Here is a 23,022-nt window from a genome sequence, read left to right as displayed (position 1 = left end):
CATGCTGAGCGCAAAAGACCTCAAGATCACTTTCAACCCGGGCACGCCCATCGAAAATCGCGCGCTGCGCGGCATGTCGCTCGATATTCCGACGGGCCAGTTCGTCACCGTGATCGGCTCGAACGGTGCAGGCAAGTCGACGTTCCTGAACGCGATCAGTGGTGACCTGTCGGTGGATTCGGGCACGATTTCCATCGATGGCAGCGACGTCACCAAGAAGACCGCGTATCAGCGCGCGAATCAGGTGGCGCGTGTGTTCCAGGATCCGATGGCAGGTACGTGCGAAGCGTTGACCATCGAGGAAAACATGGCGCTGGCCGTGAAGCGCGGCGAGCGTCGTGGCTTTCGCATCGCCCTGAACAAGGATCTGCGCGAGCGCTTCCGCGAAAAGCTCAGCCTGCTGAACCTCGGGTTGGAAAATCGTCTGTCGGACCGTATCGGGTTGCTCTCGGGTGGTCAGCGTCAGGCCGTGAGTCTGCTGATGGCGTCGCTGCAACCGTCGCGCATTTTGCTGCTCGACGAGCACACGGCCGCACTCGATCCGAAGACGGCGGCGTTCGTGCTGGAACTGACGGCGCGCATCGTGCAGGAGAGCAAGCTCACGGCGATGATGGTCACGCACAGCATGCGTCAGGCCCTCGACTACGGCGAGCGGACCGTGATGCTGCATCAGGGCAAGGTCGTTCTCGATGTTTCGGGCGAAGAACGCAAGGGACTGGACGTGCCGGATCTGCTGCAAATGTTCGAACGCACGCGCGGCGAGCAACTCGACGACGATGCGCTGTTGCTGAGTTGAACGGCGTCTGAGACGAGAGAAAACCCCCGGTCCAACCGGGGGTTTTTTTGTGCCTGCGCAATTTCATATTTGCGCCAAATCCCCATTCAAATCGGGCAATTTCCGAACGGGAGACAGATACTGAAAGACGCGCTAACGCATTCGCAAAAAAATCCTGGCTTTCGAATTTGGATTTTTAGTGTCTTATGCTTAACGCCTCAAACCCTGTTCCCAGTACGTCGGCTGCGTTGCATCAGTCGTGTCTAGATGCATCTTCGCCTGTCGTCGTAGCACCTTCTGACGACGGAGCGCACTCGCTTGCGATTACCCCTCACGATCCCTGGCCCTCTATGAAGCGCGACGTGCTGTCGTGCTTCGCGGTTCTCGGCGCGTCAGCCGGTCTTGCGACCGGTGGTGCCCCGATTCTTGGCGTCGGGTTGGCGCTTGGCGGTGCGTTCTCGGCGTTGCTCAAGTGGGGGCCGACGAACTCGGCTGCGCGGGACACCGCGTTTCAGGAACTCGTCGCAGAGATGCGTGCGGCAGGGGTGGCCAGCGACGACATCAACCAGCTCATCGGTGTGTGTCGCGACAACCTGTCGCATGGCGCGATGCTTCACACCATCTTCCCGGAGCTGTCGACAGACGCACTTGCGTCGTGGCTCAAGGATGTCGAACGACTCGACGCACATCGCCTGCTGGACTTCGGCAAAATCGTCTTCCAACTGCGACAGGCGCTGAATCTGGCGCCGCAGCGCAATCCCGACGAAGTTCTGCGAATGCTGCCCGTGGGCTACTGGGTCGGCTCGCAGGAAGCGGAGAACGCCAGGCAATTCGATCCGAGCAAAGTCGGCGCGGAAAAGCCGCTGGCGATGGCAACGCGAGAAGTGCTGTCGCACTTGTACGGCAATTTTCGCCCGACGCCGGTCGATCCGACGCCAGTCAGTGCGGCCAAGGCTGAGCGCACGGCAGTCGAGAACCGGGATGCGCGCGCATGGATCGAGAACAACGACATGCGAGGCATCGACGCCGGTCCCGCCGAAGTCGCGCTGGGCGAATGGCAGGCGAATGCCGCTCAGGACGTGCTGAGTCGCAAACGCGACGCGCTGCTCGAACAGCAGGACATGACTAAAGGCGGCACGCAAAGCCGCCAATTGGGGCGTCAGGCACGAGCGCTCGCCCTACAGCAAGCGTTGCTGAGCGAGCCCAACCCGGCGAAACGCGATGTGCTGCGCGGCGAATTGCGCGAGTTAAAGCAAGCCATCGACGTCTGGCATCTGACGAAAGGCGAGCGCACCGTCCAACACAGACAACGCGTCGGGCTGGCGCCGTTCGCGCCCCCGACCCTGCCGGAACCGCGCCGCTTTGTCGCTGTGAGCGACGCACAGGCATGCAACGAAAGCGGTAGCGGCATATTCGTGGGCGACGAGCCACGCCCGATGGCCACGTCAGCCGCCCCTCGGCATGGCGGTGCGTTGCAGGCGGTGTCGCGCGCGCTAGGACACGTCGGCCGCCCGATCGGCGCGTTCGTCGCGTCGATATTCGCGCCGGATTCACCCGACACCCGATCCTTCGATGTGGAGCAAGGCACGCCGCTCACAGAGTTCCGCGATGGCAGGCCGATTCACGCGCCCGCTGACATCGAAGGTGCGGTGAGGGTCGTGGAGGCGCCGCAGAGCGCCGTCCGGACGTGGATCTCAGGGGTATTGAAGACAACGTTAGGCAGCGCCTCGCTCTACACCGGCTACGCTGGCCTCGAATGGTTGCGCAGTCGCGGCTCGTCGGGCGCGCAACCGTTACCGGCTTCGCAAGCCGGTCTGGTTGAGTCTTCGCTCACGTCGCTGCAGCGCGCGCTGATCGACACGCTTGCGGGCAGCGTTCACGCGTACGAGGACGGGACGTGGGGGTCCACGTTCGATGCCATCTCAGCCATCCTGCACGGTGAGCCCGACCCGCACGCGCCGCAAGTGATTGCCAGTGTGACGTTAGTGCTGCGTCAGGATTTCAACGATGTCGCTTCGGTGTACGCGAACGAATTTGATGGCATCGATGGCTTCGACAGTCTCGGCGAGGCTAACGATTTCGGTGAATTCGACGTGCCGGACGACGTCGACGCCGAGGGTCTGCCGCACCGGCGATTCCGTCGCGCCGTCGACGAGAGCGGTACCGCGCAGAAGCTGGAACAGCAGCGCGCCGAGGAAGCGGAAGATCGGGCGACAAAGGCCCAGGTCGTCGAGATCATCGACGCCGTCGCTCAGCACCAGCAATCGGCGTTGGCAAACGACGAGAAGCTGCTTTTCGGCGCGCTGCCCGCCCATTGGCGTACAGATCCGGCGCTGGACTGGCTATCGAGGGCGCCTGAGTCGGAGCAGAAGCTCTGGGTGCACACTGTGCAAAAGGCTAGCGAGCGCTTCGACAGCTTCTCGAAAGCCATCAACGACGCACAACCGCTCGACGGCATTTACGCCGCGTTCGCGAACCTGGGGCTCGACGGCTTACCCGCCGCATGGTCGGTCACGTATCCCGCCACCATCCCTGGTATTCCGACGCCTGTCACCGCGCGCCAAACCCTTATCGAAGCTTGCCTTGCAGGCGACACCCGACGCGATCCGCAGAAGTTCGAAGGCTTCATCGACGGCGTGCCCGCGTCAGCGGACCAGACCCAGCGCATGCGCGAATTGCTCGGTGCCAGCGAGTGCCGCACGTCGCCACAAGAGCGCCTGACGTCGATCACGTCGAACATTCCGTCGCTGAAGATTCACCTCGCGGCGTTCCTTGAAAGCGAACTTCATCGCGACATTCTGGAAGCCAAGCTCAAAGGGCATCTGACGGGAGGCCGGGACGCGTGGATTCGCGCGCTGGATCTGATGCACAAGGCGATGAGCGATGCGCCGGACGTCAGCGTCGGGGAATTGCGTCTCGCGCCGCCGGGTATGACGGAGATTCCGCTGGTCCCCTGGCTGGTCGTCACCGACAAGCCGAGTCCGGACGCCGATCCGAATAGCTGTGTCGTGTTGTACCGTCCCATTGAAAAGACGTGGTCGGTATTCAACAGTCGGCAAGAGCTGTTTCAGTACCTCGATGTGGCGCGCATGCGCCACACGTTGGCCGGTGAGATGAACCCGGCGGCGGTCACGGCCGGTGGTGACGACACGTTGCGCTTGCTGCCGCAGGTCGCGCTCGAATCGGCCGCGCCGCGCGACCGCACCGCGTTGCGCAAATTTTTCAGGACGCAAGCCGAGAACCCGGCGAACTGGAAGCCTGAGTACCTCCGGTTCGAGGCATACGAGGGCGAGCGACTCACTGAACGTATGCAAGCCTGGGCAGAGCGGCAACTGGAATTGCATACGCAACAGCTCGAACCGTTGGCGAAAGTGCCGGGGCTGACGTCGCAACTGGTCGATGCCGCCGCGCTTGAGCGTCACTTCAAGGCTTACGAGGACGAGCATCTCCCTGCGCTGCGCGAATTCACGCGTCGCACGGAGAGCGCCAAGTTCACGCGCGGGCTGCGTGGTGAAGGGCTGCCCGATCTCGGCGAAATCGACACGGACCGGGTTTTCATCGACTTCAACGGGCGCAACATGACGGTGACGGACTGGGTGCTCGAAGGCTATCGCCAGCACGGCGACAACGTGCTGGCGCGCACGAACAACTTCCAGCTCGACGCGAAGATTTCGGCGCCTAATGCGCAGGTCGCGGCTCGCCTGAGCTTGCCCGAGTACAAGCAGAGTCTCGAGCGCAACCTGCGCGCCACCTATGCAGGCGATGCGTTCATCCGACATCTGCGTAACTGGCTGGCATCGACCGACACCGAGTCGCAGACATTTCGTCGCCTGGCGCAAGCCACGACGCGTTCGCAACTGCAGGTGACACTCTCGCAGGAGATCGCGAACGGCCGTATCGGGCAGCAGGATGCCGCGTGGATGACGACGCTCGTCGATGGCTTGCCGCAGCAAGTCGCAAACGGGGACACCTTCATCAGCGAATTGTCGATCGACGGTCGCCGCATCCCGGGGCTGCTGGTGTTCACGCAGCGCAAGCGTTCGTCGAGCGATGCGACAGGTGAGGTACTGCGCCGCGATTTCGTGTGCTTGCCGGAGGGTCCCTACGGCACCGAATGGCTACCGCTGGATGACTATCGCAAGGTCTTGCATCAGTCGCCGTATGACGACGACTTGCGTGGGCGTGTGCTCCACAAGGATCGCGCAGTGATCGACGAAGCGTTGAGCCACGGTCAGGGCATCGATGCGTCCCGCGTGAAGACGCAGGCGCTGACCGATTTCGCAAGCTTGAGTGACCGGCGTCTGCTTGACCGCATCTCCAACGCGCAGGAAAGCACCACGAGCCGTGGGGCAGTGATCTGGCGCGAGGTGGTGAAGGGGCTTCGATACGCGGCGATGCCGCTCTGTGTCGCGACGACGGGCGGTGCCGGATTCCTGCTGTGCGGGCTCGATACGGCGGTGCTCGCCGGTATCGATATCGAGAGCGCGGTATCGAACGTGCGCCGTGGCGACATGAACGGTGCGCTGCTCGACGTGGCGTTCCTGTGGGCGGATGCGCTCGATATCGGTCCGGCGCTGCGCGTCGTGAATCCCGGGCGTCTGCTCAAGTGGGCCGGAAAGACTCACTTTGCCAACGCGGGGGAGGTGAACGACGTGCTGAATCAAGTCAAGGGCCAGCGTGCAGCGTTCGACGATGCGGGGCATCTACGCGATACGTTGGCGCGTCACGGTATTGAGATCGGCGCTGCCCGACCGACGCCGATCCGCGCCGGTACCGTGAACGGCGGTGTGCGTTACGAACATGAGGGGCGCGACTATATCAGAGACCGCGGTCGCGTTTTCGAAGCGTTCTCCGACAATGCGTGGTCGACAGTGCGCGTGCGTGATCCGCAGCGCGTGAACGGGCCGGGCGTGCCGGTGACGTTCAGCAACGGCCGCTGGCAGTGGGACGACGGCGGACTGCTCGGTGGCGCGCCGACGTCGGCCAAACGTCCCCGGATTGCCGACCCTGTCAATTATCTGATCGACCTCGGCATGTCCGCCCGCGATGCACGTGTTTTCCTGGACGCCTTCGTTTTCCCGCCAGGCGTCGAGAGTTCGCGACGCCTGGCGCTCGTGCAGGAAATGCACGGTGGCCTGAAAGTCCCGGAATGGGCGCGCCGCTACGTTCGGGCGTCTGAGCGTGGGCAAGTCTTCGGCATGATGGGGCAGACGCCGGTCGAGGTATTGGGGAAATCGGTCGGTGCCGTCGATCCGTCATTGCGGCTGAATCGGGATCCGTTCGAATTCCCGAATGCTGCCATGTGGGACTGGTTCGACCTGGCATTGTCCAGGCGGGAGCGCCCCATGTGGGCCGCGAAGTATGCGACGACGCTCGACGGCATGTTCGCTCCCGAGGAGGTGCTGGCGGCCAAGGGGATCTTCGACAGTCCCGAGTTGGCGGAGCGATATCTGTCCTCGTTCGACGCGCTCGATGCGTCTCAACGCACGCGTTTGGCCAACGACCGTATGGGGCTGAGACGTACACCGGAATGGGCTTATCCGTACCTGCGACTCACCGAGGCAATACCCGTGCTCAGGAGCGAAGGAATGACGGCGGAGCGGATGCTCGTCGCGATGGGCGAGTTTGCAAGCGATAGTGCGGTCCGCGATTACCTGAGTCAGTTCGACATCTCGAAGATGCAGGTAAGCGGCGACGCCCGCGAGTGGATTGCGCAACGGCGGTTGCTGTCCGGCGCGACGCCCTTGGGGCTGGCTGAGTTTCTGCGAACGCCTATCGATATCCGAAAACCGGCATCGAAGATGCTGATCGATGCCGGGATATTCCCGACCCAAAGGGCGGCCAATGCGTACCTGGCGAAGTTCACAACGTACAACCCGCTCAGGCGGAAGCTGATGAACGATCAAGTAAAGCAGATCGCACTGACGCGCATTCTCGAGGGGGTGCCGCCCGCATGGTCGTTCGATGTGGTCGACGCGGAAAACGTGCTGGCGCTGTTCGGACCGAATCGGATACCGCGCAATATCGGCAGTCTGACTATCCATGCTTCGGAAGCGGGCCGTCTTGAACTGCCGACGGTGATGCCGCACCTGAGAACCCTGCACATTACCGGCCCCATCGATCTCACGCTGCCCGTGGAAATGCCGAAGATCACGTCGTTCATCGTTAAAAACGTTCGTGTACCGCGTGACTTCAGCGTGCCGGTAGGGGCACGCGCGACCACTGTCGTCATCGATGCGACGAATGCGCACACCATCCGCATTCCTTATGGCTGCCACGGGATTCGCAATATCGGGATGGACGGCAATTCCGCGTTGCGCTCCGTCGTCGTGGCGTCTGCGCCGCCGGGCACCGTCAATGCGCTACCCAACGCGGTGGTGATCGAAATCCTGAACAACCGACGCCTTCAGGAAATCGAGCTGCCGCTTGAATTGCCTCAGCTGCTGAACCTGAATCTCGCGGGCAACGATCTGACGCGACTTCCGGTGACGCCCGAACATCGCATGAACACGCTGCGAACGCTCAACGTGCGCAACAACCGTATCGCCACGCTCGGTGGCTTGCCGCAAGCGCCGCACTTGCAGACGCTCAATCTGGACCGAAATCAGTTCACCAACATTCCGGCGTCGGTGGCGAGCTGGCGTGGCGAAAGCCCGGCGGAGAATATCTTCGCGCGGCGGCTCAACGTTTACCTGGAAGAGAATCCGATTCCCGAAGAACGCATCATGCAGTGGGCCGCGCGTCCGCAACTCAATAACGACGCGCGACTCTACTTCTCGATGGCGAATCCGTTTGCGCATCTGGAGGCGCGCCCGCTTGCCGATACCGTGTTCGACTGGTTCCCCGCGCTGACGCAGGACGCGCATCGGGATGTTTGGGAGGCTTTCGCAACGGAGGCGAACGCGCAGGACTTTTCCGCATTTCTCGATCGGTTGCGTCGCACGGTCAATTTCAACGAGCCGGCGTTCCGTGCGCGGGTGCAGAAATGGCTGGAACGGTTGGAGGCCGACAAAGCGCTACGCGACGATACGTTCCCTGTCAGCTTGTGCGCGACCGCGTCGTGCGAAGACCGCGTAACGCACGCTCATGGTCAGATGAAGCAGGTGTTGTTGGCCTCCGATGCGGCGAACGGCGTGTACAACGACGATCCGAAGCAGCTACGCGAGACCATGCGCGGCCTGTTCGACCTTGAAGTGCTCGAACAGATCGCGCGCGAGAAGTTCAGGGCGATGGGCGGTGGCGACGAAATCGACGTATATCTGGCTTATCAGGTGAAGTTGCGCGGTCCACTGTCGTTGCCGACCGATGCGACCGACATGCGTTATTTCGCGATCTCGGGCGTGACGGAGGCGGATCTGGCAGCCGCGAAAGCGCGGGTATTGGCCGAGGAGAAGACGCATTTCGACGCCTACCTGTCGAACTCCGCCCCGATGCAGAAAGCCATCAAAAATAAGTATCCGGAGGCATTCGCCAAGGCGGAGGACGCGTTGACCGACATCACAGCGGATGCGGAGGCGTTCGAGCAGCGGGTGAAGGCGCACCTGAGGGGCACCGGCATGGAAGACGACGCCGATGCGATTCGCGAAGCTGGTCCAGTCGTCTTGCGGGAGCTGACGCACGAGTTTTACGGTCCGCTCGTCAGGGATCTGCTTGAGGGCTAACCGCTCATGCAAACGCCCCCGGTTCAGCCGGGGGCATTTGCGCACCTATGACAATCGCTCGCTGGCGTTGCGATAGACCTTAAGGTTCTCTCGTTTTCCTACGGCCACGACCAACACAGTGATGGCTGTTTCATTGACTCGATAGATAAGTCGATAGCCCGCTGAGGCAAGTTTGATCTTGTAGCAGTCGGGCATGGCCTTCAATCGATTGCCAGGTACCTGAGGGTGCTGTAATCGCCTGCGCAGTATTGTCTTGAACTGGCGCTGGATCGAGGCATCGAGAGAGTGCCATTCCTTGAGGGCAGAAGGGAGAAATTGCAGGTCATAAGTCGTCAAGCTTCGTACTCACCGGCGTTTCACCGGCACGTGAACGGATGATGTCGGCGAGGTCGGCGTTGTCCAGGCGTTCGCAGATCGTTTCCCAATCCGCGGCGGGAACGAGATACGCCACCGGCTTGTTGCGATTCAGGATGGCGACGGGGCCATTGGCCCGATTGATGGCGGCGCTGGGGTTTGATTTCAATTCGCTGATTCCGATCGATGCGCTGGCAAGGATGATTTTCATGTCATGTCTCATCAGGCCCGGGAGGAGGCGGCCCATCCGCTTGCGCGCATTGGCCGAGACCCTGAGAACGAGCCAATCATAGGTCGTTTGTCGATGCCCGGCTTTGGGGGGTGGCCGAGAATCCCACCAGAGATTTCCGATTTTTCGCGCGCTTGAATGCGTCGGCCGAACATCGCTCGATTAGCCGTTTTTCAGCGCCAGCGCCCGCTCGTACAGCGCGTTCTTCGGTGCGCCCGTAATCGCTGCTGCGAGCTTGGCGGCGCTCTTTGTCGGCAGTTCCGCGACCAGTAACGCGAGGACGCGCTGGGCCTCGGCGTCCACGCCGTTGTCGCTCTCGCTGGCCGCTGCACCCGAGACCGCCAGCACAAACTCGCCGCGCTGACGGTTCGCGTCCGCCTTCAGCCACGCGACACCCTCGCTCAGCGCGCACTCGTGAATGTCTTCGAAGCGCTTGGTCAATTCGCGTCCGATCAGCAGACGACGCTCGCCGCCTAACCCCTCGGCCAGTGCCTCCACCGTCTCCACGATGCGGTGCGGCGCTTCATAAAACACCTGCGCCGCCGTCGCCCCGGAGAGGGCAGTAATCGCCTGAGCGCGTTGCTGCGACTTCGACGGCAGGAAGCCCACGAAGGTGAACGTCTCTACCCACGCACCCGCCGCCGACAGCAGCGTGATCACCGCGCTCGCGCCCGGCACCGGCACCACGCCGAGGCCTGCCGCGCGCACCGCATCGACCAGTCGCGCCCCCGGATCCGAGATGCCCGGCGTGCCAGCGTCCGAAATGTAGGCAATCCGCTCGCCACCGCGCAAGCGCTCCACGAGTCGCGTCGCCGCTTCGTTCTCGTTGTGCTGATGGGCCGCAATGAGCGGCTTATCGATGCCGTAACGCTGCAACAACAACGCGCTGTTGCGCGTATCTTCACAGGCGATGGCGTCGACCATGCCAAGGATGTGCAGGGCGCGCACGGTGATGTCGGCAGTGTTGCCCAACGGGGTGGCCACCACATACAGGGTGCCTGCGGGGTAGTGCTGACCGTCGGCCAGCGACATCAGACGTTCATCCATCGCATCGGCCTCCCATGCGTGTGGGCACCGGCATGCGGGGCATGACGTGCGTCGGAATTAGGACAGTACCGGCGTTGCCGGTCACGGAAAACATCGGAACAACCATGTCGAATCAGCTAGGAGTTTCGTTCGAGGGGCGCGCGCAGGCGCTATTGGAGCGGCGCGGCTGGCGGCTCGTCGCCCGCAATTATCAGTGCCGGGGCGGCGAAATCGACCTCATTATGCGGGATCGCGCCGGTGTGCTGGTATTCATCGAGGTGCGCGCCCGTGCGCGCAGCGACTTCGGGGGCGCGGCGCAAAGCATCACACGCGCGAAACGGCGACGCCTCACACTGGCCGCCCGGCACTACCTGCTGAGGCGCCCGGCGGCGCGATGCCGCTTCGATGTGGTGACGTTCGACGGGCGTCCGCCCGAGGTGCACTGGCTGCCCGATGCCTTTCGGACGGACGACCTCTGAGTCGGGCCGTGGCCGAACCCTTGCGCGTCGGCCCTGTTACACTTGCGAAATTGCCGTTTTTCAAGACTGACGGCATCTGAACGCCAGCCCACATAAGGCTGGCAGCTTTTGCGACACCCTAGCAAACGACCATGTCGATCGAACGAATTCAGCAACACTTCACGGATAGCGTCGAGACCAAGCTGGCCGCGCGCGACGAACTGGCTCACCATATCGCCGCCGCTGCGGACGTCATGGTCGAGGCCCTCGCCAACGGCAACAAGATTCTCGCGTGCGGTAACGGTGGCTCGGCCGCCGACTGCCAGCACTTCGCCGCCGAACTCGTCGGCCGCTTCGAGCGCGAACGTCCCGAACTGCCGGCTATCGCGCTGACCACGGACTCGTCGATCCTGACGGCCGTCGGCAACGACTACAACTTCGACGTCATCTTCTCCAAGCAGGTCCGCGCGCTCGGCCAGGAAGGCGACGTGCTGCTGGCCATCACCACGTCGGGCAACTCCGGCAACGTGCTCAAGGCGATCGAGGCCGCGCACGAGCGCGGGATGCACGTGATCGCGCTCACGGGCAAGGGTGGCGGCAAGACCAACGACGTGCTGGGCGAACTGGACGTGCACATCTGCGTGCCGGCCCAGCGCACGGCCCGTATTCAGGAAGTGCACCTGCTCACGATTCACTGCCTGTGCGACCTGATCGACTCGATGCTGCTTGGCGACGAGTGAACCTATTGTCATCTTAAGGCGTCAAGATCAAGTGACGGGCACCGGGTCGCGGGGGCGAACGGTGCCGACCGGGCGCGGCGGGGGCCGTCCCGTCCGAACATCCTGGAAGGAGAAAGCCCGATGAGTTTCCGACGCGCCCAAAGCGTTCAAAGTTTGCAAAGTCTGATTAAGCCGCTGATCGCGGCAGCCCTGATTACCGCAACCCTCGCCGGTTGTGCCCCCATCATCCTCGGCGGCGCCGCGACAGGCGCACTGGTTGCCACCGACCGTCGCTCGGTCGGCGCGCAGACGGAAGACCGCGAGATTCAGGTCAAGGCCGAAGCCAATATCGCTAACACGCTGACCGACGACGCCGTGCATGTGAACGTGACCGTCTTCAACCGTCGCGTGCTGCTCACCGGCGAAGTCCCGAACGACGCGACCAAGCAAGCCGCTGTGAACATCGTCAAGCAGATCAGCAACGTGCGCGGCATCGTCGACGAACTGGCCATCGGGCCGAAGAGTTCGTTCGGCTCGCGCTCGAACGACGCGTGGATCACCAGCAAGGTCAAGGCGAACCTGATCAACACGAAGGAAATCTCGGCCAATGTCTTCAAGGTCGTGACGGAGCGTGGCGACGTCTATCTGATGGGGCTGGTGTCGCAGGAAGAGGGCACCATCGGCGCGAACGTGGCGAGCCGCATCGACGGCGTGCAGAAGGTCGTCAAGCTGTATGAATACGTGAAGCCGGAAGAGGCGCAGCGCCTGTCGACCGAAGCCCAGAAGAACCCGGCACCGGTGCAGGATGACACCAATGCAGCCACGGTCACGACCACGCCCATCGGCAACGACACCGTGACGGCCAAGCCGCTCTCGTCGCCCGCGCCGATCAGCGAAGGTCCGGTCAAGCCGGGTCCGTCGAACAAGACCGGCAACTGATCGACGCAGCGCTGCGGAGCTTCTCCTTGCGCATGCTCACCGGGCACTGCCCGGACACACGCCGCCGCAATCGTCTCTTTCGCCACAAGGCGAACCGGACGATTGCGGCGGCGTTCGTTTTGACGGCAAGCCTTGGGTTTGCTGTAGCGGATGTTGCTTCGGCAGCCGAGGCGTTGCCTGCTTCGGGCGTACGTGCGGCGTCACCGGCGTACGTCGCACCTTCTGCCGCGCAGTCTTCGCGCGCCGGACCGGACTGGCTGGCGCGCGATTGGGCGATGGCTTGTATGAGTTGCCACAATGCGTCGGCCCCGGTCAGTGCGGGGAAGGCGACGCTCTCCGTGCTGGACGGACGTCCCGTGGCCGAGTTGATGGCCTCGCTTCAGGCCATGCGGGACGGAAAGCGCCCCGCAACGCTGATGCCGCAACTGCTCAAGGGCTATCGCGAGGACGAATTGCAGCGCATCGCCGCGTACTTCGCTGCGCAGCCCAAACCCTCTGCTTCGTCCCGATAGGCCGCCCCTGCATGCATCGCCGCCAATTCCTTCTCGGCCTGAGTTCGACGGCAGCCCTCGCCGGGACGGTCGGTATGTCCGTCCCTTCCGCCGCATTCGCTGCGCCCCTTTGGCCGACGCCAGTCAAAGGCCGCGCCCGCGTGGTCGTCGTTGGCGGTGGGTTCGGCGGCGCTACGGCGGCCAAGGCGCTGCGCGTGCTTTCCGGCAACACGATCGACGTTACGCTCGTGGAACCGAATCCCGCCTTCGTTTCGTCTCCGTTATCGAATCTCGTCGTCGGCGGCAACCTGCGCGTGAGCGACCTCACGGTGCCGTACGACCGGCTCGTGTCGCGGCACGGCGTGGCCTGGCGACGCACGCGCGCCACTGCTATCGATGCGACGCGCAAGCAGGTCAAGCTGGCAGACGGCGCGAGCCTCGCCTACGACAAGTTGATCGTCGCGCCCGGCGTCTCGCTTCGTCGCGACGCCATTGCCGGTCTGAACGACGCCGCGATGCGCGATGCGTTGCCCGTCGGCTGGACGGACGCCCGCGAGAGCGCGACGCTGCACGCTCGGCTGAAGGCCATGCCCGACGGCGGCGTGTTCGCCATTACGATTCCCGAAGCACCGTTCCGCTGCCCACCTGCGCCGTACGAACGCGCGTGTCAGGCGGCTGCATGGCTGCGCCAGCACAATCCACGCGCCAAAGTGATGATCTTCGACGCCAACGACGAGGTCCTGGCCGAAGCGGAGCAGTTCCACGACGTCTGGCGCACGCAATTCGCCGACATGGTCGAGTACCACCCGCAGTTCAACTGCACGGAGGTCGTGGCCGACGGCAAGACGCCGCTGGCCCGATTCGAACTGGGCGAGGAAATCCGCGCCGACGTGCTGAACGTCATTCCCCCGATGCGCGCGGGCGACATCGCCGTGCAGAGCGGACTGGCGACGGCCAACGGACGCTGGTGCGACGTCGACTTCCTGACCTTTGCATCCGCTGCGCAGCCCGACATCCACATCCTCGGCGACGCCATCCAGATCGCGCCCCAAATGCCCAAGTCGGGTCACATGGCGAATCAACACGGCAAGGTCTGCGCGGCAGCCATCGTCGCGACGTTATCCGGCCGTCCGGTCAATCCCGAGCCGCTTTACAGCAACACCTGCTATACGTTCGTTTCGTCCACCGAAGCGATGCACGTAGCCAGCGTGCATCGCTATGACGCAGCGCAGCACACCATGATGCCGGTGCAGGGCACGGGTGGCGCGTCGCCACGGGCCACGCGAGAGGAATTCGCGTTGGGACTCGCATGGGCGCAGGGCATCTGGGCCGACATGCTGGCCTGACGCCGCGTTCAGGCGGGTTTTAGCGACGTTTGACACGGTCGAATCGCGTTTGGAGGAGATTCTCTAAGCGGCGCAACCTACGTCCTTCCGACGCGCCCGACACACGTGTTGTCGGCGCGCTGCAATCCCCCGATTTCCCCCGTTGACGGGGCCTTACCCCTCGCGGTTACACTGGCTCCACGAAAAAATAAGCGTTGGGGGGCATAGGGATGGCGTATCGCCAGGGAGAGTCCCGTCTTGCGTCACGCGTCGCGCGTGGGGACTCGGTCAAGTCTGTTCGCAATCGTCATGTCGTACTCCGCAATTCCGTTGGCCGCCGTGCCGTACGCATTGCCGAGATCGTCGCCGTATCGCTTTGCTCCCTGAGTCTGCTCGGCCCGCAGTACGCCTGGGCCGACGCCAGTCCGGTGCGCGGCGATCCGATGCAGAGTCTGCCGAAGATCGAAGCGCCCAAGGCCGCACCGGCCACCATCCACATTCAGCCGCCGACGCAGGAAGACGCGCTCAAGTCGTTGCTCGCACGCAAGATCACCCCTCAGCGTTTCGGTATCGAAGGCGTGAAGTCGCTGCCGTTCGATCAGATCGCGGCGCTGTTTTCGCCGATGGCGGGCAAGGAAGTCACCATCGGCGATCTGGTCGAGAAGGCCAATCAGGTCACGAAGATGTATCAGGACGCAGGCTACCTGCTGTCGTTCGCCTTCGTCCCCGCGCAGGATTTCAACGACGGTTTCGTGCGCGTGACCATCGTCGAAGGGTATATCTCCAGCACGAAGATCAGCGGCAAGCCCGGGCCGTCGGAGCAGCGACTGCGCGACATCGCCGCGCACATCGAGGCGGAGCGCCCGCTCAAGCGCGCGACATTCGAGCGGTATCTGAATCTGCTCACGCTCGTACCCGGCATGAAGATCAAGGCCGACGTGCAACCGCCCACGCAGACCGATGGCGCCACCGAACTGTCGCTGGATGTGCAACGTCAGCCCGTCGCGCTCGGCACGTCGCTCTCGTATAACAACCCAGGCATTCGCGGCGTTTTCACTGTCACGAGCAACGCGCTCACGCCGCTGGGCGAACAGATCCAGTTGACGGCCATCGCGCCGAAGGGACACAACGACGAGGAGTTCTACTCGGCATCGTACTTGCAGCCACTGGGCTCGAACGGGCTTCAGGCGCGGGTCGACGCCTCGCACTATCGCGGCCAGCCGGACGATCAGGCGCTCGCGGGCCTCACGCGTCACCTCGACACGAAGCGCGTTGCGGTGAGTTTGTCGTACCCGATCCTGCTCAATAACCAGCGCAGCCTGACGGTCAGCGGCGGCATGTACGGCGTGAACTCGCGCGACCGTTACGAAGTGCCGAACTCGCCGAACAACATCAACTCGCAGACGAATGTTCGTGCCGGGCAGGTCCAACTGGCGTACAACGAAGTGACCGAGAAGCAAACGCGCAGCGCCACGCTGGGCGTGTTCAAGGGCTTCAACGGGATGGGGGCGAGCCAGTCGTACACGACGCAGCCCGCGGGCATCCAGCAGATTCTCGGGCCGTACGATCTCGCCTTCTGGCGCTTCAACCTCGACGCCAAGCAAGGCGTGGTGTTGCCGTGGGACTTCGGCGTCGTCGTCTCGGCGGGCGCGCAGTACAGCAGCAACACGCTGCCGACGTCCGAGCAGGCCACGTTCGGCGGTCAGCGCTACGGTTTGGGCTATCCGGCGGGCGAAATTGCGGCCGATAAGGGCTGGGGTGCGTCAATCGAACTGAACCGCATGTTCCGCACCGACTTCCGGTATCTGAAGACGATTCAGCCGTATCTGTTGCTCGACACCGCCCGCGTCTATCTGAACGCCGGTCAGTTGTTCCACAACCAACTGGCTTCCGTGGGCCTCGGCGTGCGCATCTCCGACAGCAAGTACTACACGCTCGACCTGTCGGTCGCCAAGCCGATGGCGGATGCGCCGACCAACTCGCCGAACCGTCCGCTGCGCTTTAACGCGAACTGGTCGTATCAGTTCGAGTAAGCGGGGGACCGCCGGGTCCGGTAGCATGCTGCGGGGCGACGCTCGTGCAATAGCGGCATGAGCGTCGCCCCGGTTGTTTGTGTCGTCCCTCATCAACTTTCTTATCAGGTTTTTCCCTGATGCCGACGCTCCCTCTGTCTTCGTGTGTTCCGACGCGTCTCCCGACGCCGCTGACGACGTGCATCTCGCAGTCGATTGCAGCGTCGCGCGCTATATCCGGCGGTATACACGGAAACTTCGCATTTTCGGACGCCCTCGATCATCGCGCAGCCGATAGATCGGTGTCCGAGATGTTGCAGTGCAGCTTGATTCCTTCGCCCGTTATTTTGATTATCCGTATATGCGTATTTAGGCATATACGAAATTCTATGTGCCTCCGCACGAACTTGAAGACTGACCGTCATGGAAGAACTCGATCGCGTATTCGAAAAGGTGTCGCAATACTTCAGCCTGCTGTCCGAGCCGACGCGGCTGAAGATCCTGCACGCGCTGTGCGGGGGCGAGCGCTCGGTGAACGAGGTGGTGACGGAAGTGGGCTCGTCGCAGACCAACGTGTCGCGGCATCTCGGCGCGATGTATCAGGCGGGGGTGCTCTCGCGGCGTCGCGACGGGAACCAGGTGTACTACACGATTGCGGATACCGGGGTGGTCGAGATCTGTCGCGCCGTGTGCGTGCAGGTGGCTGGCCGAATCGAGGAGGAAGCGCTGCCAGAGCGTGCCGTCGATGGCTTCATGCCACGCGGAAACTAATACATAAGCTGTAACCCGCCAGTGTCCTCGCGATGCTGGCGGACGCCACAAAACGCGAGGAGACAGGGGTGAGCAAAACAAGCGATGACAAATCGCGAGCCGGCCGTTTGCGCCGGGCTCCGGAGAATTTCATCGACGGCACGTTCGCGGCCGACGTCACGCGCGACGGGTTGAACCCTTCGCGACGTGGCTTTCTGCAACGCAGTTTCCTCGCCGCAGGCGCGGCACTCGCGGGCGGTGCGGCGTTTGCCGCCGACGCGCCCAACGGCGTGCCGGGTGCTGGTGACCCGATGATTCTCGAGCCGCGCCCGTGGGCCACGTCGCTTGGCCAAGCGGTCGCGGCACGTCCCTATGGCATGCCGTCGAAGTTCGAGGCGAACCTGCAACGGCGTCAGTCGCCGGGGCTTACGCAGACGGCACAGGCCTCGGTCGCCTTCACACCTCTTCAGGGCCTGTTCGGCATCATCACTCCCAGCGGTCTGCATTTCGAGCGCCACCATCAGGGCTGGCAGGAGATCGACCCGACGCAGCACCGGCTGATGGTGCACGGCCTCGTGCGCGAAGCGAAGGTGTACACGATGGACGACATCATGCGACTGCCGTCCGTCTCACGCATGCACTTCATTGAATGCGGGGCGAACACCGGCATGGAGTGGGGCAATGCCGCCGTGCCGACCGTCCAGTACACGCACGGCATGCTGTCGTGCTGCGAGTTCACCGGCGTGCCGCTGTCCGTGTTGCTCGACGACGTGGGCGCCGACACGAAGAAGGGCCAGTTCGTGCTCGCCGAAGGCGGTGACGGCTCTGGCATGACGCGCACGATCTCCATGGAGGCGGCGCTTTCGGACGTGCTCGTCGCCTGGGGGATGAACGGCGAAATGCTGCGCCCGGAGAACGGCTATCCGCTGCGTCTGGTGGTGCCGGGCGTGCAGGGCGTGTCGTGGGTGAAATGGCTGCGTCGCATCAAAGTCGGCGACGCGCCGTGGAATACCAAGGATGAAACGAGCCACTACGTGGATCTGATGCCGGACGGCCAGCATCGTCAGTACACGTCGATTCAGGAGTGCAAATCCGTCATCACGTCGCCTTCGGGCGGACAGGCGCTGCTCGACCGGGGCTACTTCAATGTGACGGGCCTCGCATGGTCGGGCAGAGGGCGGATCAAACGTGTGGACGTCTCCACCGACGGCGGCAAATCGTGGCGCGCTGCGCGGCTCGAATCGCCGGTGCTCCCGAAATGCCTCACGCGCTTTAACTTCGATTGGCAGTGGGACGGCTCGCCCGCCTTGCTGCAAAGCCGTGCTGTCGACGAGACCGGCTTCGTGCAGCCGCGCTACCGGCAATTGCGCGAAGTGCGCGGCACCAAGTCGATCTATCACAACAATGCGATCCAGACGTGGCAAGTGGCAGCGAACGGGGAGGTGACCAATGTTCACGTCGACTGAGCGTATGCCGATGCGCGTGTCTATGAGAATCCTGCGTCGCCGCGCGCAATCCACCGCGATTGCCGCGCTCTGGGCCGGTGCGTTGGCGGTCGCGGGATTGACCGTCACCACGTGGTTTGCAACGCCTGCGCACGCAGCCAAGGCCGCATCCGTATTGTCAGTGGCGCCCGCATCCCCCACCAAGGCCCCGGGCGGTATCGGACGTGATGCCACGACCGCCGAACTCGGCGCGTGGGATATCGACGTACGTCCCGATTTCAAGGGCCTCCCGAAGGGGCAAGGTTCGGTCGCCGACGGGCAAAAGTTGTTCGATGCGCGCTGCGCGTCGTGCCACGGCACGTTCGGTGAGAGCAACGAGGTTTTCAATCCGCTGGTGGGCGGCACGACGGCCGACGACATCAAGACGGGCCACGTCGCCTCGCTGCGCGCGAACAATCAGCCGGTGCGCACCACGCTCATGAAGGTCGATACGGTCTCCACCATGTGGGACTACATCCGTCGCGCCATGCCGTGGAACGCGCCGCGCTCGCTCACGCCCGACGAGGTGTACGCGGTGACGGCCTACATCCTGAACCTCGGCGAGATCGTACCGGCGGACTTCGTGCTGTCGGATAAGAACATCGGCGACGTGCAGAAACTGATGCCCAACCGCAACGGCATGACGCGTGTGCACGGCATGTGGCGCGTGGGAGACAAACCGGATACCCATAACAAGGCGTGTATGCAGGATTGCCCTGAGGCTGGTATCGTGACGTCCGCACTCCCTGCGTACGCCCGCGACGCACATGGAGATCTGGCCGCGCAGAACCGGGTCATCGGCCCGGTGCGTGGTGTCGATACGAAGCTGCCGCCGCTGTCGGGTACCGCCGCGCAAAATGCGTCGGTGCGCAGGACTGCGGCTCTCGCCACGCTCGGTATGGCGAGTCCGGACGCGCCGGCCCAAACCGCCGCTGCGACGTCACCGGCAGCAACGCTTGCGGATAAGAACGGTTGTCTGGCCTGTCACGGCGTTACCGACAAGAAGATCGGGCCCGCCTTCTCGGAGGTCGCCGCTAAGTACCATGGGCAGTCGAATGCGACTGAAGTACTGGTGGCGAAGATACGTGCCGGAGGTGCCGGTAATTGGGGCAGCATGCCTATGCCGCCGCAATCACAGGTTGCAGAAACCGATATCCGTACGATGGTCGACTGGATTCTTCGTGGTGCACATTGAGCGGGCAGGGTGTCCGACGGATGTGCCGATTCTCCAGGCCGCCGCAGGACCCCGTCCCCAACACAAACCGAAGGAGTAAGAATGAAGAAGATGCTCATCGCTGCGGCCATGCTTGCCGGTACTTCGCTGGCTCATGCAGGTGTCGATGTCGCCGCTGCGACCAAGCTTGCGGCTGCCAACGCCTGTATGGGTTGCCACGCGGTCGACAAGAAGCTCGTGGGCCCGTCGTATCAGGAAGTCGCTGCCAAGTACAAGGGCGACAAGGATGCCGTGGCCAAGCTGGTCAAGAAGGTGAAGAGTGGTGGTTCGGGTGTCTGGGGTCCGATCCCGATGCCGGCACACCCGAACATGTCGGATGCTGACGCCAAGATCCTGGTGGATTGGGTTCTGGCTGGCGCCCCGGCGAAGTAAGCAGGGGCAGGGGGCTCGCCGGAACATTGGACGAGCGAACGGCGGCCGACGTCACGTAGGAAGCTTTCAGACGTGCGTCGGCGGCCTTCAAAGAGGAAACACACAGAGATGAACCAACAGCGACGCGACATGCTGCGGTTTTCCGCGGTAATGGGACTGGCGGTGGCCGCCGGGCTGATCAAGCCCGAAGAGGCCCGCGCGGCACAGGTGGAATGGAATAAGGCGGCGTTTGCCACCAAGAGCGTGGCCGATACGGTCAAGGCACTCGGCGGCACGAGCGCGAGCCCCAGCGACCTGGTCGTGCTGACGGCTCCCGACATCGCCGAAAACGGCGCGGTCGTGCCGGTGGCAGTCACGAGCAAGGCCCCGAATACGCAATCGATCGCCATCCTGATCGAGAAGAATCCGAACACGCTCGCCGCGTCGTTCGATATTCCTGACGGCACCGAGCCGTCGGTGACCACACGCGTGAAGATGGGCCAGACGTCGAAGGTCTATGCGCTGGTCAAGGCAGACAACAAGTACCTCGTGGCCGAGAAGGAAATCAAGGTCACGCTGGGTGGCTGCGGCGGTTGAGCGACGCATCGTATAAGGCTAGAGGAGCACAACATGGGTAATCCGATGCGCATTCGCGCAACCGAGGCCGGCGGTGTCGTCGAAGTGAAGGCGCTGATGAGCCACATCATGGAAACCGGCCAGCGCAAGGACGCTTCCGGTAACATCGTCCCCGCACACTTCATCCAGACGGTCACGGTCACTTGCAATGGCAAGACGGTGCTGACGGCCGAATGGGGTCCGGCCGTGTCGAAGGATCCGTTCATGTCGTTCAAGTTCAAGGGCGGCAAGAAGGGCGACAAGGTCGCGGTGACGTGGACCGACAACAAGGGCGACTCGCGTACCGACGAGGCGACCGTCGCCTGAGCGGCGATGCCGGGAAGCTGTGCGGTGGCGCTCGCGGGGAGCCGTTTCGTGTCTGCCCGTGGTGCGCCGAACAACCCACAAAAAGAGGAGAGTCAGATGCTAGAGGCGCAACATAGCGCACGGGTGAGCACCCCACGCAACGTCACATCGGCGGCATGGCTGCGCCGTTCCGTGCTGGGTGGCCTGCTCGCCATCGCGGGCGTTGGCGTGCCCATCGCCACGGTGCACGCTGCCGACAACTCGACGGCCGACGCCATCGCGCAATATCGCGAAATGCTCGCCGACGGCAACCCGGCGGAACTCATCGAAATGCGCGGCGAAGAACTCTGGAAGACGCCGCGTGGCCCGAACAACGTGTCGCTCGCGCAGTGCGACCTCGGGCTCGGCGCCGGTGTCGTGAAAGACGCCTACGCGCAACTGCCGCGCTACTTCCCGGATACGAAACGCGTACTCGACGGCGAGTCGCGCATCGTCGAATGCATGGTGAATCTGCAAGGCTTCAAGCGTGCGGACGTCATCAAGCAACCGTTCTCCAAGGAAGGCCAGGACCCGACCGATCTCGAAGCGCTCACCGCTTACGTGGCGGGTCAGTCGCGTGGCGCACTCATTCGCGTGCCGCAGTCGCACAAGGAAGAGAAGGAAGCCTACGCACGCGGCCAGAAGATTTTCTATTACCGTGCCGGTCCGTACGATTTCTCGTGCGCGTCGTGCCACGGGGCGGACGACAAGCGCATCCGCTTGCAGGATCTGCCGAACCTGACCAAACCGGCGGCCGCACGTCAGGCCTTCGCGACGTGGCCGGGCTACCGTGTCTCGCAAGGCGCGCTGCGTACGATTCAGTGGCGCATGTACGACTGCTTCCGACAGCAGCGCATGCCCGAGCTGAACTACGGTTCGCAGGCGTCGATCGATCTGATTACTTTCCTCGGTGTGATGGCCAACGGCGGCAAGATGGACGCCCCTGGCCTGAAGCGCTGACCGATTGCGAGGCACACCCATGAAATCAATCGCATTGCGCGCGACGTGTGTCGCGCTGGCAGCGGCCGGGGCTCTCGTCGTCGGCGCGGCCTTCGCTCAGGACGACGGCGTGAAGCGCGTCACGGGCACCACCGACGCGGCCGTCGTGCAGGAACTGCGCGACTCGTTCCGTGGCTCGGGCATCGCGCAGCTCGATCGCATCGATCAGAGCGAATTGCAGAAGTTGTGCACGCAGTACGCGACCAAGCCGATGCCAGCGAAGATCGCCGAGCGTCTGCAAAAGGCCGAACTGGCGAACGTCAAGGCACCGGCGGATGGCAAGTACCTCGGCGACTGGAAAGAAGGCGAGAAAGTTGCTCAGAACGGACGCGGCATGCAGTTCACCGACAAGGCCGACACCGTCAACGGCGGCAACTGCTACGCCTGCCATCAACTGACCAAGAGCGAAATCTCGTTCGGCAACATCGGTCCGTCGCTTTATAACTACGGCAAGCTGCGCGGCGATTCGCCCGAAGTGGTCAAGTACACGTGGGCGAAGGTCTACGACTCGCACAGCTACATGGCCTGCTCCAATATGCCGCGCTTCGGGGCGGCAGGCATCCTGACGGAAAAGCAGTTGAAGGATGTCATGGCATTGCTGCTCGACCCGGCCTCGCCGGTCAATCAATAAGGCGTTTGTCCTTTGCCGTGCGGGCGGAGGGGCAACCTCCGCCGACGGCTTCCGGAGTGCCGCATGACTTCCCAATCTGACGCTTTCGCCCGGTCTGAACGGCCTGGCCGTGTGCGCGCACGTATGGCACGCGCTGCCAACGGACTGGCCATCGTGTTGAGTGTGGGGGCGATGCTCACGAGCGCGCCTGCGCAGGCGGTCGAAGTCGGCGACACGGTGACGCTGCCGTCGCTCACGTTGCTCGACGGTAAGACGTTGCCCGCCAGCGCCTTCAAGGACCGCACGGTCATCGTCGAGTACTGGGCGTCGTGGTGTCCGTTCTGTGCGCAGCAGAATCCGCACGTGCAGAAGCTCTTTGAGGCGACGCGTGGCAAGCCGATCCAGATCGTCACGCTGTCCATCGACAAGAAGCCGCAAGAGGCGGTCGACTACATCAAGGCGCACGGCTACACCTTCCCCGCCGGGATGGAGACTGACGCCTGGCAGGCGGCGCTGGGCAAGCGTCGCGGGTTGCCGGAGTTGTACGTGATCGGACGCAACGGCAAGGTCTTGCGCAAGGAAGTCGGCGAGATGTTCGGCGAGGACGTGGCGGCGCTCGCGGACTACGCAGGCAAGTGAACTGGC

At 63.3% G+C, this 23,022-nt stretch carries 20 protein-coding genes; 17 read left to right on the top strand and 3 right to left on the bottom strand.

The window, feature by feature from the left end; translation table 11 throughout:
* The first annotated feature begins 1 nt into the window (after position 1).
* Both ACIQWO_RS08905 and ACIQWO_RS08900 read left to right on the top strand, forming a co-directional pair.
* Positions 2 to 796 (top strand): ABC transporter ATP-binding protein, encoded by a 795-nt coding sequence (locus tag ACIQWO_RS08905; protein ID WP_150810041.1) that lies wholly within the window; start codon positions 2 to 4, stop codon positions 794 to 796.
* A 329-nt stretch (positions 797 to 1,125) separates the two neighbouring features.
* Positions 1,126 to 8,436, top strand: a complete 7,311-nt coding sequence (locus ACIQWO_RS08900; RefSeq protein ID WP_402822162.1) for an NEL-type E3 ubiquitin ligase domain-containing protein — start codon at positions 1,126 to 1,128, stop codon at positions 8,434 to 8,436.
* Positions 8,437 to 8,481: 45 nt separating this feature from the next.
* Here the strand turns inward: ACIQWO_RS08900 and ACIQWO_RS08895 are convergent, their stop codons facing one another.
* The 3 genes from ACIQWO_RS08895 to rsmI form a co-directional block, all read right to left on the bottom strand.
* Positions 8,482 to 8,772, bottom strand: coding sequence for a type II toxin-antitoxin system RelE/ParE family toxin (locus ACIQWO_RS08895; protein ID WP_402822159.1), 291 nt, complete (start codon positions 8,770 to 8,772; stop codon positions 8,482 to 8,484).
* Positions 8,759 to 9,001, bottom strand: a complete 243-nt coding sequence (locus ACIQWO_RS08890) for a type II toxin-antitoxin system Phd/YefM family antitoxin (RefSeq protein ID WP_402822156.1) — start codon at positions 8,999 to 9,001, stop codon at positions 8,759 to 8,761. The genes ACIQWO_RS08895 and ACIQWO_RS08890 overlap by 14 nt, the downstream gene beginning before the upstream one ends.
* A gap of 180 nt (positions 9,002 to 9,181) precedes the next feature.
* The gene (gene rsmI / locus ACIQWO_RS08885; protein WP_402822153.1) at positions 9,182 to 10,066 is read right to left on the bottom strand and encodes a 16S rRNA (cytidine(1402)-2'-O)-methyltransferase; all 885 of its coding nucleotides are present in this window, start codon (positions 10,064 to 10,066) and stop codon (positions 9,182 to 9,184) included.
* A 104-nt stretch (positions 10,067 to 10,170) separates the two neighbouring features.
* Between rsmI and ACIQWO_RS08880 the strand changes: the two genes are divergently transcribed.
* The 15 genes from ACIQWO_RS08880 (at position 10,171) to ACIQWO_RS08810 (ending at position 23,016) form a co-directional block, all read left to right on the top strand.
* The gene (locus ACIQWO_RS08880) at positions 10,171 to 10,524 is read left to right on the top strand and encodes a YraN family protein (RefSeq protein WP_402822150.1); all 354 of its coding nucleotides are present in this window, start codon (positions 10,171 to 10,173) and stop codon (positions 10,522 to 10,524) included.
* 131 nt (positions 10,525 to 10,655) lie between these two features.
* Positions 10,656 to 11,243 (top strand): phosphoheptose isomerase, encoded by a 588-nt coding sequence (locus ACIQWO_RS08875; RefSeq protein ID WP_039393910.1) that lies wholly within the window; start codon positions 10,656 to 10,658, stop codon positions 11,241 to 11,243.
* Between the two features lie 120 nt (positions 11,244 to 11,363).
* Positions 11,364 to 12,161 (top strand): BON domain-containing protein, encoded by a 798-nt coding sequence (locus ACIQWO_RS08870; RefSeq protein ID WP_402822147.1) that lies wholly within the window; start codon positions 11,364 to 11,366, stop codon positions 12,159 to 12,161.
* 26 nt (positions 12,162 to 12,187) lie between these two features.
* Complete coding sequence (locus ACIQWO_RS08865; protein ID WP_402822144.1) at positions 12,188 to 12,673, top strand: c-type cytochrome; 486 nt, start codon at positions 12,188 to 12,190, stop codon at positions 12,671 to 12,673.
* Between the two features lie 11 nt (positions 12,674 to 12,684).
* Positions 12,685 to 13,998: an FCSD flavin-binding domain-containing protein gene (locus ACIQWO_RS08860; RefSeq protein WP_402822141.1), complete on the top strand. Its 1,314-nt coding sequence runs from the start codon at positions 12,685 to 12,687 to the stop codon at positions 13,996 to 13,998.
* Positions 13,999 to 14,207: 209 nt separating this feature from the next.
* Entirely contained in the window at positions 14,208 to 16,010 is a 1,803-nt protein-coding gene (locus ACIQWO_RS08855) for a ShlB/FhaC/HecB family hemolysin secretion/activation protein (protein WP_402822138.1), read from the top strand.
* A 402-nt stretch (positions 16,011 to 16,412) separates the two neighbouring features.
* Positions 16,413 to 16,760 carry an ArsR/SmtB family transcription factor gene (locus ACIQWO_RS08850; protein WP_402822135.1) on the top strand — a complete coding sequence of 116 codons (348 nt, stop codon included), beginning with the start codon at positions 16,413 to 16,415 and terminating at the stop codon, positions 16,758 to 16,760.
* Positions 16,761 to 16,792: 32 nt separating this feature from the next.
* The gene (gene soxC, locus ACIQWO_RS08845) at positions 16,793 to 18,205 is read left to right on the top strand and encodes a sulfite dehydrogenase (RefSeq protein WP_402822132.1); all 1,413 of its coding nucleotides are present in this window, start codon (positions 16,793 to 16,795) and stop codon (positions 18,203 to 18,205) included.
* Positions 18,189 to 19,418, top strand: a complete 1,230-nt coding sequence (locus ACIQWO_RS08840) for a c-type cytochrome (RefSeq protein ID WP_402822129.1) — start codon at positions 18,189 to 18,191, stop codon at positions 19,416 to 19,418. Before soxC ends, ACIQWO_RS08840 begins: the two co-directional genes overlap by 17 nt.
* Positions 19,419 to 19,499: 81 nt before the next feature.
* The gene (locus ACIQWO_RS08835) at positions 19,500 to 19,829 is read left to right on the top strand and encodes a c-type cytochrome (protein WP_402822126.1); all 330 of its coding nucleotides are present in this window, start codon (positions 19,500 to 19,502) and stop codon (positions 19,827 to 19,829) included.
* 108 nt (positions 19,830 to 19,937) lie between these two features.
* The gene (soxY, locus tag ACIQWO_RS08830; protein ID WP_039393898.1) at positions 19,938 to 20,405 is read left to right on the top strand and encodes a thiosulfate oxidation carrier protein SoxY; all 468 of its coding nucleotides are present in this window, start codon (positions 19,938 to 19,940) and stop codon (positions 20,403 to 20,405) included.
* Between the two features lie 33 nt (positions 20,406 to 20,438).
* The gene (gene soxZ, locus ACIQWO_RS08825) at positions 20,439 to 20,750 is read left to right on the top strand and encodes a thiosulfate oxidation carrier complex protein SoxZ (protein WP_044457410.1); all 312 of its coding nucleotides are present in this window, start codon (positions 20,439 to 20,441) and stop codon (positions 20,748 to 20,750) included.
* A 96-nt stretch (positions 20,751 to 20,846) separates the two neighbouring features.
* Positions 20,847 to 21,728, top strand: a complete 882-nt coding sequence (gene soxA, locus ACIQWO_RS08820) for a sulfur oxidation c-type cytochrome SoxA (protein ID WP_402822120.1) — start codon at positions 20,847 to 20,849, stop codon at positions 21,726 to 21,728.
* A gap of 19 nt (positions 21,729 to 21,747) precedes the next feature.
* A complete protein-coding gene (soxX, locus tag ACIQWO_RS08815) occupies positions 21,748 to 22,398 on the top strand; it encodes a sulfur oxidation c-type cytochrome SoxX (RefSeq protein ID WP_402822117.1) in 651 nt (216 codons plus the stop codon).
* A 123-nt stretch (positions 22,399 to 22,521) separates the two neighbouring features.
* The gene (locus tag ACIQWO_RS08810) at positions 22,522 to 23,016 is read left to right on the top strand and encodes a TlpA family protein disulfide reductase (protein WP_402823863.1); all 495 of its coding nucleotides are present in this window, start codon (positions 22,522 to 22,524) and stop codon (positions 23,014 to 23,016) included.
* Positions 23,017 to 23,022: the final 6 nt, after the last annotated feature.

Source organism: Pandoraea sp. NPDC090278 (assembly GCF_044772185.1).
Classification (GTDB): Bacteria; Pseudomonadota; Gammaproteobacteria; order Burkholderiales; family Burkholderiaceae; genus Pandoraea.
The sequence above is the reverse complement of the archived record's forward strand: the minus strand, read 5'-3'. Positions and strand labels throughout refer to the sequence as shown.